The sequence below is a fragment of the Paraburkholderia diazotrophica genome, assembly GCF_038900755.1.
GTDB classification, from domain to species: Bacteria; Pseudomonadota; Gammaproteobacteria; order Burkholderiales; family Burkholderiaceae; genus Paraburkholderia; species Paraburkholderia diazotrophica_A.
On the sequence record NZ_JBBPEN010000004.1, the window covers coordinates 348,468 to 360,968 of the forward strand.

General features: G+C 65.0%; 14 protein-coding genes and 1 pseudogene. 12 read left to right on the plus strand and 3 right to left on the minus strand.

Annotation, left to right across the window (positions count from 1 at the left end; all coding sequences use genetic code 11):
- Positions 1 to 21: 21 nt before the first annotated feature.
- The 12 genes from AABE10_RS15530 (at position 22) to AABE10_RS15585 (ending at position 9,647) form a co-directional block, all read left to right on the plus strand.
- Complete coding sequence (locus AABE10_RS15530) at positions 22 to 945, plus strand: NAD(P)-dependent oxidoreductase (protein WP_342934159.1); 924 nt, start codon at positions 22 to 24, stop codon at positions 943 to 945.
- A 50-nt stretch (positions 946 to 995) separates the two neighbouring features.
- The gene (locus tag AABE10_RS15535; RefSeq protein WP_090866626.1) at positions 996 to 1,322 is read left to right on the plus strand and encodes an NIPSNAP family protein; all 327 of its coding nucleotides are present in this window, start codon (positions 996 to 998) and stop codon (positions 1,320 to 1,322) included.
- Positions 1,323 to 1,334: 12 nt separating this feature from the next.
- Positions 1,335 to 2,228 carry an NAD(P)-dependent oxidoreductase gene (locus AABE10_RS15540; protein ID WP_342934160.1) on the plus strand — a complete coding sequence of 298 codons (894 nt, stop codon included), beginning with the start codon at positions 1,335 to 1,337 and terminating at the stop codon, positions 2,226 to 2,228.
- A gap of 22 nt (positions 2,229 to 2,250) precedes the next feature.
- Entirely contained in the window at positions 2,251 to 3,681 is a 1,431-nt protein-coding gene (locus AABE10_RS15545; protein ID WP_342934161.1) for an aldehyde dehydrogenase family protein, read from the plus strand.
- 139 nt (positions 3,682 to 3,820) lie between these two features.
- Positions 3,821 to 4,216, plus strand: a complete 396-nt coding sequence (locus AABE10_RS15550; protein WP_342934162.1) for a carboxymuconolactone decarboxylase family protein — start codon at positions 3,821 to 3,823, stop codon at positions 4,214 to 4,216.
- Between the two features lie 73 nt (positions 4,217 to 4,289).
- Positions 4,290 to 5,639, plus strand: coding sequence for an MFS transporter (locus tag AABE10_RS15555; RefSeq protein WP_342934163.1), 1,350 nt, complete (start codon positions 4,290 to 4,292; stop codon positions 5,637 to 5,639).
- 22 nt (positions 5,640 to 5,661) lie between these two features.
- Positions 5,662 to 6,579, plus strand: a complete 918-nt coding sequence (locus AABE10_RS15560) for an NAD(P)-dependent oxidoreductase (protein ID WP_342934429.1) — start codon at positions 5,662 to 5,664, stop codon at positions 6,577 to 6,579.
- A gap of 26 nt (positions 6,580 to 6,605) precedes the next feature.
- A complete protein-coding gene (locus tag AABE10_RS15565) occupies positions 6,606 to 7,001 on the plus strand; it encodes a cupin domain-containing protein (RefSeq protein WP_342934164.1) in 396 nt (131 codons plus the stop codon).
- A gap of 87 nt (positions 7,002 to 7,088) precedes the next feature.
- Positions 7,089 to 7,880: a carboxymuconolactone decarboxylase family protein gene (locus AABE10_RS15570; protein ID WP_342934165.1), complete on the plus strand. Its 792-nt coding sequence runs from the start codon at positions 7,089 to 7,091 to the stop codon at positions 7,878 to 7,880.
- A gap of 7 nt (positions 7,881 to 7,887) precedes the next feature.
- Positions 7,888 to 8,139, plus strand: a complete 252-nt coding sequence (locus tag AABE10_RS15575; RefSeq protein ID WP_342934166.1) for a hypothetical protein — start codon at positions 7,888 to 7,890, stop codon at positions 8,137 to 8,139.
- 11 nt (positions 8,140 to 8,150) lie between these two features.
- On the plus strand, positions 8,151 to 8,909 hold the full coding sequence (locus AABE10_RS15580; RefSeq protein WP_342934167.1) for a 2,3-bisphosphoglycerate-dependent phosphoglycerate mutase: 759 nt from the start codon (positions 8,151 to 8,153) through the stop codon (positions 8,907 to 8,909).
- 57 nt (positions 8,910 to 8,966) lie between these two features.
- Entirely contained in the window at positions 8,967 to 9,647 is a 681-nt protein-coding gene (locus AABE10_RS15585) for a GntR family transcriptional regulator (RefSeq protein WP_342934168.1), read from the plus strand.
- A gap of 73 nt (positions 9,648 to 9,720) precedes the next feature.
- Here AABE10_RS15585 and AABE10_RS15590 read toward each other — a convergent pair.
- The 3 genes and pseudogenes from AABE10_RS15590 to AABE10_RS15600 all read right to left on the minus strand — a co-directional run.
- Positions 9,721 to 10,332 (minus strand): annotated as a pseudogene (locus AABE10_RS15590) (CaiB/BaiF CoA transferase family protein); the annotation flags it as partial.
- A 12-nt stretch (positions 10,333 to 10,344) separates the two neighbouring features.
- Positions 10,345 to 11,517 (minus strand): acyl-CoA dehydrogenase family protein, encoded by a 1,173-nt coding sequence (locus AABE10_RS15595; protein ID WP_342934169.1) that lies wholly within the window; start codon positions 11,515 to 11,517, stop codon positions 10,345 to 10,347.
- Between the two features lie 31 nt (positions 11,518 to 11,548).
- The gene (locus tag AABE10_RS15600) at positions 11,549 to 12,394 is read right to left on the minus strand and encodes an FAS1-like dehydratase domain-containing protein (RefSeq protein ID WP_342934170.1); all 846 of its coding nucleotides are present in this window, start codon (positions 12,392 to 12,394) and stop codon (positions 11,549 to 11,551) included.
- Between the last annotated feature and the right edge of the window lie 107 nt (positions 12,395 to 12,501).

Here is a 12,501-nt window from a genome sequence, read left to right on the forward strand (position 1 = left end):
TTTTTCTTCACGAGGATTGTCATGTCGAGTAGTCAGGCATCAAGTGAGCAACGCGGACCGTTGCTCGGTTTCGTCGGTGTCGGCACGATGGGCCGGCCGATGGCGCGTCGGTTGATCGAAGCGGGTCATGCCGTTGTCGTGTACGACCGTGATGACGCGGCTGTCGCGGAACTCAAGGCGATCGGCGCACAGGCGGCCGCATCGGTGCGCGAAGTTGCCGATAGCGCGCGCATCGTGTTCACGAGTCTGCCGACGCCCGCAATCTTCAGGAACGTCGTGCTCGGCGACGGCGGTCTCATTGAGGGCAGCGCGATCAGGATCCTCGTCGATCTGTCGACGGTCGGCTCGCGCATCGAAAAGGAAGTCGCCGATGGTTTGCTCACAAAGGGAATCGAGACCGTCGACGCGCCTGTGAGCGGCGGCGCAGCGGGCGCGAAGAAAGGGACGCTCGCGATCATGGCAGCGGGCAATCCCGTCGCGCTCGAAGAAGTGCGCGGCCTGTTCGATGTGCTCGGCAAGGTGTTCGTCGTCGGCGACAAGGCCGGGCAGGGGCAGTTGCTGAAGCTGCTGAACAACATGCTGTCGTCGACGGCGTTTGCGATCACGTCCGAGGCCTTCGTCGCGGGCATGCGCGGCGGGCTGGACCCCGAGGTCATGATGTCGGTGATCAACGCGGGCAGCGGCAAGAACGGCGCGACGCTCGACAAGTTTCCGAAGCACGTGTTGCCGCGCACATTCGACTTCGGCTTTCCCGTCGGCAGCGTGTGCAAGGACATCGGGCTTGCCGTCGACGAATGCCAGGCGCTCGGCGTGCCGATGTGGGTGGGCAGCGTCGCGCGCCAGGTATGGAACTACGCCGCGATGCAGGACGGCGCCGCGCGCGACATGACGGAGCTCGTCAAGTACGTCGAACGCTGGTCGTCCGTCGACGGGCTTGCCGACTGAGCGGCTTTTGTTACTGACAATGCGAACGCACACAACCACGGAGAGATCACATGATCGTTGAAATGCGCATCTATCACTGCGCGCCGACGCGCCTGCCGGCCTTGCTCGACCGCTTCACGAACACGACGCTGGGCTTCTTCGAAAAGTACGGCATCCAGCAGATCGGTTTCTGGACCACGCTGATCGGCCCGAGCAATCACGCGCTCACGTACATGCTGAAGTGGGAAAGCCTCGCCGAGCGCGAGCAGAAGTGGAACGCGTTTCAGGCCGACGCCGAATGGATTGCGAAGCGCGCCGCGACGGAAGCGGAGAAGCCTATCGTCGAGCGCATCGAGAATCACTTTCTCACGCCGACCGCGTTCTCCGCGCTGCGCTAGGAGACGGCTCTCATGACTCAGCAACGACCCACGCGCATCGGCTTTATCGGGCTCGGCATGATGGGCGGGCCGATGGTGCAATGCCTCGCCAACGCCGGCTTCGATCTGTACATCGACGATGCCGATGCCGCGCGCGCCGATACGCTCGCCGTGCAGACGGGCGCGCAGCGCTTGCGCAAGGACAACGCCGCGTCGCTCGATGCATTGATCACGATGCTGCCGAATTCGGCGATCGTCGAAAGCGTGCTGCTCGGCGGCGGCGCGGACGGCTGGGCGAGCCTGCTGGCGAAGGGCGCCGTCGTCATCGACATGAGCTCGTCGGAACCGGAGCGCTCGCGCAAGCTCGGCTCGGTGATCGAAGAGCGCGGCCTCGCGTATCTGGATGCACCCGTATCGGGCGGCGTGAAGAAAGCGAAGGAAGGCACGCTGGCGATTCTGGTCGGCGGCCGCGAAGAGGTGCTCGCGCGATGCAAGCCCGTGCTCGAAGCGATGGGCAAGAGCATTTTGCACATCGGCGGCGCAGGCTCGGGGCACGCGGCGAAGGCGCTGAACAACTACGTGTCGGCGGCGGGACTCGCTGCGACGGTCGAGGCGCTGCACATCGCGCAACGCTTCGGCATCGAGCCGGCTGCGATGACGGACGTGCTGAACGCGTCGACGGGCCGCAGCAACACGTCGGAAAACAAGGTCAAGCAGTTCATGCTGAGTGGCACGTTCGCCTCCGGCTTCGCGCTGCAATTGATGAACAAGGATCTGAAGATCGCGCGTGCGCTTGCGCAGTCGGTCGGCTATCCGATGACGCTCGGCGCGACCTGCACGGCGATGTGGGACGAAGCCGCGCAACGTTCGACGCCCACGACCGACCACACCGAAATGTACCGCCTGCTCGATGGCGATAAGCACTGATCTTTCTGCTCCGGAGCCTGCCATGTCACATGCAGCGCAGTTTTATATCGACGGACGCTGGGCCGAGCCCGCGTCCCCACGATGGTTCGATATCGTCGATCCGTCGACCGAAGTGCCGTTCGAGCGGCTCGCGCTCGGCAATGCGCAAGACGTCGATCGCGCGGTTGCCGCCGCGCGCCGTGCGTTTCCTGCATGGTCGGCGACGAGCGTCGCTGAGCGGGTCGCGTTGCTGCGGCGCGTGCGGAGCATCTATGAACGCCGTTACGACGAATTCGCGGAGGCGATGCGCCGCGAGATGGGCGCGCCCATCGCGTTCGCGCGCAACGGCCAGGCGGCACGTGGCCCGGCGCATCTGAACGCGCTGATCGACGTTCTGGAGCGCTTCGCCTTCGAAGAGCAGCGCGGCACCACGCGTGTCGTGCTCGAAGCGATCGGCGTGTGCGGGCTGATTACGCCGTGGAACTGGCCCGTCAACCAGATCGTCGTGAAGATCGCGCCCGCGCTCGCGGCCGGTTGCACGATGGTGCTCAAGCCGAGCGAGTACTCGCCGCTGAGCGCGTTGCTGTTCGCCGAAGTGCTCGACGAAGCCCAAGTGCCCGCCGGCGTGTTCAATCTCGTGAACGGCGATGGTCCGGGCGTCGGCGAGGCGATCGCGAGCCATCCGGATATCGACATGGTGTCGTTCACGGGCTCGACGCGCGCGGGCGTGCTCGTCGCGCAGGCGGCTGCGCCGAGCGTCAAGCGCGTGGCGCAGGAACTGGGCGGCAAGTCCGCGAACATTCTGCTCGACGACGTCGATCTCGACGAAGCCGTGCAGCGCGGCGTCGCCGCATGCTTCACGAACTCGGGCCAGTCGTGCTCGATCCCGACGCGCATGCTGGTGCCGCGCCATCTGATGAACGACGCGGCGCAGATTGCGAAACGCGTCGCGCAAGCGTACCGCATCGGGCCGACCGACGAGCCGTCGACGCAGCTCGGACCGCTCGTGAACCGCAACCAGTTCGAGCGCGTGCAGGCGTTGATCCAGAAGGGCATCGACGAAGGCGCGCGGCTCGTGACGGGCGGCACGGGATTGCCCGCCGGCATCGCGAAGGGCTATTACGCAAAGCCGACCGTGTTCGCCGACGTCACGCCTGACATGACCATCGCGCGCGAGGAAATCTTCGGGCCGGTGCTGTCGATGATCGCGTACGACAGCGAAGACGAAGCGATCGCGATTGCCAACGGCACCGACTACGGTCTCGCCGCCTACGTGCAATCGGGCGACGTCGCGCGCGCCCGCAAGGTGGGCCGTGCGCTGCGCGCGGGCGGCGTGCATCTGAACTATCCGCCCACGGATTTCAACGCGCCGTTCGGCGGCTACAAGCGCTCGGGCAACGGCCGCGAGTGGGGCGAAGCGGGATTGCGCGAGTATCTGGAAACGAAGGCGCTGGTCGGTTACGGCGCGAATTGACGGTCAGCGGTTCGCGACGAGCATCGGGCTGCGAGCCAAAAAATTTTTTGCGCGTCTGGATTGTCGGACAATCATCGCGTCAGGCAGTCTGGATACGCGGAGCAGTTGAACGGGTAGAGCAACAGAGAGGACCTTGAAGATGGATAGCAACGAACGTTTCGATAAGGGTTTCGAAAACCGCAAGGAAGTGCTCGGCGCGGGACATGTGGAGAAGTCGTGGGCGAATGCCGACGACTTCAACCGGCCGATGCAGAAGTACGTCACGGAGTGCTGCTGGGGCGACATCTGGGGCGACAGGACGCTGTCGTTCAAGACGCGCAGCATGCTGAATCTCGGGATGCTTACGGCGATGAGCCAGCATCACGAGCTGTCCGTGCACGTGAAGGGCGCGCTGCGCAACGGCGTGACGAAGGAAGAAATCCGCGCGGTGCTGATGCAGGCGGCCATTTACTGCGGCGTGCCGCTCGCGCTGGCCGCGTTCCGCGTCGCGACGGAAGCGATCAAGGCGTACGAAGCGGAGACTTCGGCGGTCTGAATGCGAATTCGCGCGCTCGCGGATTCGCCCACACGAAAGCACCACGCGGTGCCGACAAAAAATGGAGACATCGATGAAGACCCTCACTGCGGCTGACGTCGTTCAGTCCGAACGCGAGCAGTCGATAGAAACGAAAAGACGCAATGCCATCAAGGGCGCGTTCTTCTCCGAGTACATCGACATGTTCGATATTTACCTGCCCGTCGTCGTGCTGTCGCCGGTGCTGGCGTTCTTTCAGCCGCCGCATCTGTCGAGCGGCATGGAGACGATACTCGCGTCGCTCGTGTTCATCACGACGCTGCTCGGGCGGCCGATCGGCGCGCTGCTGTTCGGGATGATCGCGGATCGCATCGGGCGCCGCAAGGCGTCGATCTGGTCGGTGTCGGGCTTCGGCGTCGTCACGCTGCTGATCGCGCTGCTGCCGGGCTACGAGAGCATCGGCATCGTGTCGTACTGGGCGCTCGTGCTGTTGCGCTTCGTCGACGGCATTTTTCTCGGCGGCGGCTACACGGGCGCAATGCCGCTCGCCATCGAGTATTCGAAGAAGCACCAGCGCGGCTTTGTCGGCGGCTTCATCATCGCGGGTTTTCCGGCCGCGTATGTGTCGATCAATCTCGTCGCGATGCTGATGTTCGCGCTCTTTCCGCTCAACGGCATGCACTCGCCGTACGCGCAATGGGGCTGGCGCATTCCGTTCGTGCTGGGCGCCGTGCTCGCGGGCATTCTGGCGATGTACTACGTGCACAAGGTCGCCGAATCGGAGATCTGGGAAAGCGAAACGGCCGAGAAAGGCCCTCAGCCGGAGAAGCTGCCGCTGACTGATCTTCTGCGCGGCAAGAGCGGACGCAACCTGCTTCAGGTGCTGGTCATGATGACGGGCTTCTGGCTCACGCAAAACATCATCACGATTTTCCTGCCGACGGGGCTGCTCGTGAAGACGCTGCATCTGACGGGCTTCCAGATGACGTCCACGCTGATGATCACGTACTTCGTGCTGTTCTTCAGCTACATCGGCTCGGGGATGATCGCGCAGGTCATCGGGCGGCGGCGCTTCTTTGCAATCGTCGGCCCGCTGATCGCGACAGTCGGCGCAGCGTTGCTGTACGTGCTCGCGAACGTCGACGGGCTGTCGCTCGCGACGATCATCGTGCTGGTCTGCGTGCTGGCCGTGCTCGTCACGTCGCCGTGGGGCGTGATCGTCACGTACATCAACGAACGCTTCGTCACCGATGTGCGCGCAACCGGCTTCGGCGTCGGCTTCAGCCTGTCGGTGATCATCCCGTCGTTCTACGCGTTCTATATGAACTGGCTCGGTGCGTTCATGCCGTTGCGGCTGACGTCGGTGGTGCTGCTGTGCGTCGGCGGGCTGATCGGCGCAATCGGCGCGCTGATGGGGCCGGAAACGAAGGACGTCGACTTCTGACGAAATCACTACCAGTAAGGGAATAGCGGAAATGAACAAGGAACGGATCGGATTCATCGGTCTCGGCAACATGGGCGGCCGCATGACGCGGCGTCTCGTCGATGCGGGCATCGCCGTGCTCGGCTACGACACCGTGCCGGAGCGCGTGAAGGCGGCGGGCGCGCAGGTCGCGGCGAGCATGGCGGACGTGATGAAGTTCGCCGATGTCGTCATGTTGTCGCTGCCGGACAGCAAGGTCGTCGAGGCCGTGGTCGAAGGCGAGGGCGGCGTGCTCGCGAACTGCCGCGCCGGACAGATCGTCGTCGATCTGAGCACAGCGGCCGCGAGTTCGACGATACGGCTCGCGCAGCGCTTCACGCAATACGGCGCGCAGTATGTCGACGCGGGCATCTCGGGCGGCGCGGCAGCCGCCGAGAAGGGCGCGCTGACGCTGATGGTCGGCGGCGACGCGAGCGCCGTCGAAGCGCTCAAGTGGGCGTTCGCGCCGATCGCCGCGAAGGTCGCGCACATGGGCGACAGCGGCGCGGGACACACGACCAAGCTGCTGAACAACTTCCTCAATGCCGTGAGCCTTGCGGCGAGCGCGGAAGTCATGGTGGCGGGCAAGAAGGCGGGGCTCGATCTGCATCTGCTGCTCGACGTGCTCAACAGCAGCAGCGGCGTGAACTTCGCGACGCTGAACCGTTTTCCGAAGATCGTCGACGGCGACTATCTGGAAGGCGGGCTGACGGGCAAGCTGATGACGAAGGACGTCGTGCTCTATGTCGATCGCGCGCGCGAGCTGGGCGTCGTGTCGCTGAACGCGGCGGGGCCGCTCGCGAGCTTCGGGCTGGGCACGGCGCTCGGCTATGGCGATGTGATCAGCAACCGGGTCGTCGATGCGATCGGCGACGTATCGGGCGGCGTGCGGCTGTTCGACGGCGAGCGCAAGGGTTCGTAACCAGGAAAAGCAGAGGAGAAGCAGGCATGAAGGTATTTCACGGCAGGGCGGACGGCAAGATGTCGGAGCAGCGCGGCGAGACGTTTTCGGGCACTGTGTGGGCCGACCCCGTGATGCCGCCGACGGACGGCGTCACGATCAACACGGTGTTCTTCGCGCCGCGCGGGCGCACCTACTGGCATACGCACGAGCATGGCCAGGTGTTGCAGGTGACGGCGGGCAAAGGCTGGATCTGCAAGGAAGGCGAGGCGCCGCAGCAAATCCGCCAGGGCGACATCGTGTTCATCGGGCCGAACGAGCGCCACTGGCACGGCGCGAGCGACGGCAGCTACATGGTGCACATCGCCACGTCGATCGGCAAGGCGACGTGGCAGGAAGAAGTGGCCGAGGCCGATTATCCGAAGGGGCTCGACGCGCGCTGACGCGGAGCGCGGAGTGCGGCGCGTTCCGTGCTTCGCGTTCTGCGCGCGGGCGGGCATTCGATCATCGTCATCATGAGGAACGAGTGAATGGATCAGGTAGCGCAGCCGGCGCGCACGCAACGCGAGCCGCAGCAGATCAAGGACGACTTCGTGCGCGTGCATGGCGTCTGGAACGCCGCATGGGACAGCATGCTTCGTCTCGATGCTGGCTTTGTCGATGCGTATGTGCAGTTTTCCGCGGTGCCGCAGCGTAGAAATCATCTCGACGACAAGGTGCGCGCGTTCATCGCGCTCGCCGCCGATGCGTGCGCAACCCAGTTGTATGGGCCTGGCGTCGCGCATCATCTGGAACGCGCGCTCGCGTTCGGCGCGACGGGCGAGGAACTGATGGAAGTGCTCGAACTGATCAGCACGATCGGCATACACACGAGCAATGTCGGCGTGCCCGTGCTGCTCGAAGTGCTCGAAGAAGAGGGATTGCGTGCGGGGCCCGCGCCGCTCGACGAACGGCGGCGCGCGCTGAAGGAAGCCTTCGAGAAGAATCGCGGCTATTGGCATCCGACGTGGGAAGGCCTGCTCGAACTCGATCCCGATCTGTTCGACGCGTATGTCGCGTTTTCGTCGGTGCCGTGGCGCACGGGCGTGCTGAGCCCGAAGGTCAAGGAGTTCATGTATTGCGCGTTCGACGCGTCATCGACGCATCTGTATGTGCCGGGGCTCAAGCTGCACATGCGCAACGCGCTGCGCTACGGCGCGACAGCAGAAGAACTGATGGAACTGCTGGAGATCGTCAGCACGACGGGCATTCACGGCGCGGAGCTTGGCGCGCCGCTGCTCGAAGCGGCGCTGGCGAAACGGCGCATGGCCGAGAAGGCCTGATATGCCGATGAAACGTCACAGCACGAATCCGCCGCGCGAAATGGCGCGAGACCCGGTGCGAGACCCGGTGCGAGACCCGACGCGCGACCCGGTCCGCGACCCGACGCGCGAGCCCGCGCGGCCGCCAATGACGCTGCGCGCATGCGAGCCCGACTCGACGTTCCGCGCGTTCCAGGCGGCGCCGCTGTCGCGGCTGGCGTCGAACGGCAACGAGCACGCGCACGTCCGCACAGCCGCGATCCTGGGCTACAACAACTAGACGAGGTCGGCATGGCGGATAGCGCAACGCTCGTGGTCTTGCGACACGCCCAGTCGGAATGGAATCGCGCGAACCGCTTCACCGGGTGGATGGACGTCCCGCTATCGGCGCACGGCGTCGAGCAGGCGATGCGCATCGGCGAGCAGATGCGCGCGCTGTCGCTGCGCTTCGATCTGGCTGTGACGTCAGCGCTGAGCCGCGCGGGGCACACGCTCGATCTGATCGTTGGCCGATGCGGCGCGCCGAGGCGGCCCGTCGCACGTTCGTGGCGCCTGAATGACCGCCATTACGGCGCGCTCACGGGCATGGACAAGGACGCAGCCGCCGACTTGTACGGCGCGGCGCAGGTGCGCGCATGGCGGCGCGGTTTCGCCGAAGCGCCGCCACCGCTCGATGCCGCGCGGCAGGAGGCCATCGTCGCGCAATTTGCCGACGCGGCGCTGCCGCATCCCGACGCGTTGCCGCGCACCGAAAGCCTGCGCGATACGCTCGCGCGCGTGCTGCCGCTCTGGGAATCGACCGTGACGCCCGCGTTGCGCAATGGCGAATCGGTGCTGATGGTCGCGCACGGCAACGTGTTGCGCGCGCTGTTCAAGCATCTCGACGGAATCGACGACGCCCGGATCGTCTCGCTCGAAGTCGCGCACGCGGAACCGCTCGTGCTTCGCTTCGACGATGCGCTGCGAATCGTGTCGCGTACCGGCTTCGGTTCGCTGACGCAGGCTCAGCGTGCATCGGCGGGTCCGAATTTATGCTCGCCGGACGTCTGAAACGGGCAGCGGTGAAGTATCATAGCGATTGGGTTTTTGTAGGACGGGAAGACAATAATGTCGACTGATATCGGGTTGGTCCGGCCGGAGACGCTGCGTCACCAGGTCGAAAACGTGCTGCGCCAGGCCATCATGAGCGGGCGCTTTGCGCCGGGCGCGCGTCTGATCGAGCGCGAACTGTGCGAGACGCTGGGCGTGAGCCGGACCTCCGTGCGCGAGGCGTTGCGCAAGCTGGAGGCCGAAAAGCTCGTGCGCAACGTGCCGCACAAGGGGCCCGTGGTCGCGGTGATGTCGCGCGCGGAGGCCGCCGAACTCTACGCGTTGCGCGCGTTGCTCGAAGGCTTCGCGGCGCACGAATTCGCGCGGCTCGCGAGCGACGAAGCCATCGCCCAGTTCGGCGAGGCCGCGAAGATGCTGCGCGTGCAGGCGACCGCGCAGGACCAGAACGGCGTGCTCAAGGCGAAGGCGGCCCTGTACGACGTGCTGCTGGACAACTGCGGCAACCATCTCGTGAAGGAAATCCTGAACAGCCTATACTCGCGCGTGAATCTGCTGCGCGCGACGTCGCTGATGCATCCCGACCGCTTGCCGAGCAGCCTGCGCGAAATCGACAAGCTGCACAAGGCGCTGAAGGCGCGCGACGCGGACGAGGCGCAGGAGCTTGCCCGCCAGCACGTGCTGAACGCGGAGAAGGCGGCGTTTCGGATGCTGGGCGAGCAGGACGAAGGCGACGCTTAGCCGTGACGTATCGAAAGATCGAACGGGCCTGAGCGCGTCACTCGCTCGGCCCATGCCCATGTCCACGCAACGCTTCGACCATGCTCTCCAGCATCGAGACGTCGATGCGCTTGCCGGGCCCCGTTTGCCCGCGCTCGATGAGCGCCGCAAGAATGTTCGTGTGGCCTTACATGCCGGCGGCGATATCCGCAATCGAGCAGCCGGCCTTCGCGGGCGCGCCTTCCGATCCCGTGATGCTCAGGAAGCCCGCTTCGCTCTGGATCGGCAGATCGTAGGCCTTCTTGTCGCGCAGCGGGCCGTCCGCGCCATAACCGGAGATGTCGCACACGATCAGCCGTGGATACCGCTTGCGGAGCGTGTCGTAGTCGAGCCCGAGGCGCTGCGTCGCGCCGGGCGCGAGATTCTGCACGAACACGTCGGCATCGGCGAGCAGCCTGTGCATGACATCGAGCGCTTGCGGCTGCTCTACGTCGAGCGTGATGCTTTCCTTCGAGCGGTTGGTCCAGACGAAATGCGACGCGAATCCCGACACACGCTCGTCGTAGCCGCGCGTGAAGTCCCCGGTGCCGGGGCGTTCGACCTTGATCACGCGCGCCGCGCCCATATCGGCGAGCTGACGCGTGCAGAACGGTGCGGCGATCGCCTGTTCATGCGTGACGACCTTGATGCCGTGCAGCGGACGCATGGCCGGGCTCCTTCAAAACGAGCGCGGCAGACCGAGGATATGCTCGGCCACATACGAAAGAATGAGGTTCGTCGAGATCGGCGCGACCTGATAGAGACGCGTCTCGCGGAACTTGCGCTCGACGTCGTATTCGGCCGCGAAGCCGAAGCCGCCGTGAAATTGCAGGCATGCGTTGGCCGCTTCCCACGATGCGTCGGCGGCGAGCAGCTTCGCCATATTGGCTTGCGCGCCGCAAGACTTGTGCGCGTCGAATAGCGAGCATGCGTTGAAGCGCATCAGGTTCGCCGCTTCGACGTTGACGTACGCGCGCGCGATCGGAAACTGCACGCCCTGGTTCTGCCCGATGGGCCGGCCGAACACGACGCGCTCCTTCACGTACGCGCTGACCTTGTCGATGAACCAGTAGCCGTCGCCGATGCATTCGGCCGCGATCAGCGCGCGTTCGGCGTTCAGGCCGTCGAGGATATACCGGAAGCCCATGCCTTCCTCGCCGATCAGATTCTCTGCGGGGATTTCCAGGTTGTCGAAGAATAGCTCGTTCGTCTCGTGATTCACCATGTTGGGAATCGGCTGAACGGTGAGGCCGCGCCCGATTGCCTCGCGCAAATCGACGATGAAGATCGACATGCCTTCGCTCTTTCGCTTGACGTCGGCGAGCGGCGTCGTGCGCGCGAGCAGGATCATCAGATCGGAGTGTTGCACGCGCGAAATCCACACCTTCTGCCCGTTGATCACATAGCGGTCGCCTTTCTTTTCGGCGGTCGTCTTGATCTTCGTGGTGTCGGTGCCCGTGGTCGGCTCGGTGACGCCCATCGACTGAAGGCGCAATTCGCCGGACGCGATCTTCGGCAGATAGCGCTGCTTCTGCGGGGCGGAGCCGTGGCGCAACAGTGTGCCCATGTTGTACATCTGTCCGTGGCACGCGCCCGAGTTGCCGCCCGAGCGGTTGATCTCCTCCATGATGACGGAGGCTTCCGTCAAGCCGAGGCCCGAGCCGCCGTATTCCTGAGGGATCAGCGCGGCGAGCCAGCCCGCCTTGGTGAGAGCATCGACGAACGCTTCCGGATAACCTCGCGCTTCGTCGATCTTGCGGAAGTATTCGCCCGAGAACTGGCTGCATAAAGCGCGCACGGCTTCCCGGATGTCCTGATATGCGTCGTCGCTGGTGCCCGTCACGTCGATCATGGTTTGCCTGTGTGCCTGTGTGTATGCGTCGTCAGCAGAGCGTGGCGCGAGCGGTCATGCCGAGCGAGCCTTCGTGATCCATCGACCACAGTTCGACCGTCTTGCCGTTCGCCGATGGCTGGCCGCACAAATGCAGCGCGTTGCCCGCAAAGCAGGGGCGCATCGCCCTGTACGAGAAGTCGAGCACGGCGGCATCGGGCCGCTCGCGGCGCAGCAGATCGATCAGCAGCGTGGCGATGAGCGGCCCGTGCACGATGAGGCCCGGGTAGCCCTCGGTCTGCGTGACGTAAGGCGTGTCGTAGTGGATGCGATGCGCGTTGAAGGTCAGCGCCGAGTAACGAAAGAGAAGCGTCTCGTCGGGCGTGAGCGTGCGTTGCCAGGCGGCGTCGGCGGGCGCGGCGGTCGGCGCGGGCGCAGCGGAAGCCGACAGTTCGCGGTAGACGATGTCGTGCTCTTCTTCGATCGCGAGTGCGCCGCGGCACTCGATCCGATGACCGACCGTGACGAAGCCGAGCTTGCCCGTGCGCCCCTGTTTTTCGCGCACGTCGAGGATGCTCGATGCGCGCGTAACGCGCTCGCCGACGATCACGGGCGCGGCAAAGCGCAGCCGGCCGCCCGCCCACATGCGGCGCGGCAGGCCGAGATCGGGGAGAAAGCTGCCTTTGCTGCTTTTGCGCGGGTGGCCGTCTTCCGCGATCAGCGATTGCCTGACGATGGGCCTGAAGAAGATCCAGTGCCAGAGGGGCGGAAGCACGTCGCGCTCGGCGGGCGCGGTGTCGTAGTCGAGCGTGGCCGCGAGCGCCGCTACAGAGGTGGGCGCGACGATGTCGACGGCGTTTTCCGGGCGCTTTTCGTTCGATGCGGATGGGTCGTCCATGTGAAGTCTCCGTCGCCGGCATATGGTGGCATATGTCAGCGTAGCCGGCGTATCTGTTATCGACGGGTAAGTTTAGGGAATGTTCCCGTGCGTCAAGTCGATGCGCA

Coding starts and splice junctions, on each gene's coding strand:
- AABE10_RS15600 (WP_342934170.1), bottom strand. CDS start 12,394: ATGGACGACCCATCCGCATCGAACGAAAAGCGCCCGGAAAACGCCGTC.
- AABE10_RS15580 (WP_342934167.1), top strand. CDS start 8,151: ATGGCGGATAGCGCAACGCTCGTGGTCTTGCGACACGCCCAGTCGGAA.
- AABE10_RS15535 (WP_090866626.1), top strand. CDS start 996: ATGATCGTTGAAATGCGCATCTATCACTGCGCGCCGACGCGCCTGCCG.
- AABE10_RS15540 (WP_342934160.1), top strand. CDS start 1,335: ATGACTCAGCAACGACCCACGCGCATCGGCTTTATCGGGCTCGGCATG.
- AABE10_RS15575 (WP_342934166.1), top strand. CDS start 7,888: ATGAAACGTCACAGCACGAATCCGCCGCGCGAAATGGCGCGAGACCCG.
- AABE10_RS15585 (WP_342934168.1), top strand. CDS start 8,967: ATGTCGACTGATATCGGGTTGGTCCGGCCGGAGACGCTGCGTCACCAG.
- AABE10_RS15555 (WP_342934163.1), top strand. CDS start 4,290: ATGAAGACCCTCACTGCGGCTGACGTCGTTCAGTCCGAACGCGAGCAG.
- AABE10_RS15570 (WP_342934165.1), top strand. CDS start 7,089: ATGGATCAGGTAGCGCAGCCGGCGCGCACGCAACGCGAGCCGCAGCAG.
- AABE10_RS15550 (WP_342934162.1), top strand. CDS start 3,821: ATGGATAGCAACGAACGTTTCGATAAGGGTTTCGAAAACCGCAAGGAA.
- AABE10_RS15595 (WP_342934169.1), bottom strand. CDS start 11,517: ATGATCGACGTGACGGGCACCAGCGACGACGCATATCAGGACATCCGG.
- AABE10_RS15565 (WP_342934164.1), top strand. CDS start 6,606: ATGAAGGTATTTCACGGCAGGGCGGACGGCAAGATGTCGGAGCAGCGC.
- AABE10_RS15530 (WP_342934159.1), top strand. CDS start 22: ATGTCGAGTAGTCAGGCATCAAGTGAGCAACGCGGACCGTTGCTCGGT.
- AABE10_RS15545 (WP_342934161.1), top strand. CDS start 2,251: ATGTCACATGCAGCGCAGTTTTATATCGACGGACGCTGGGCCGAGCCC.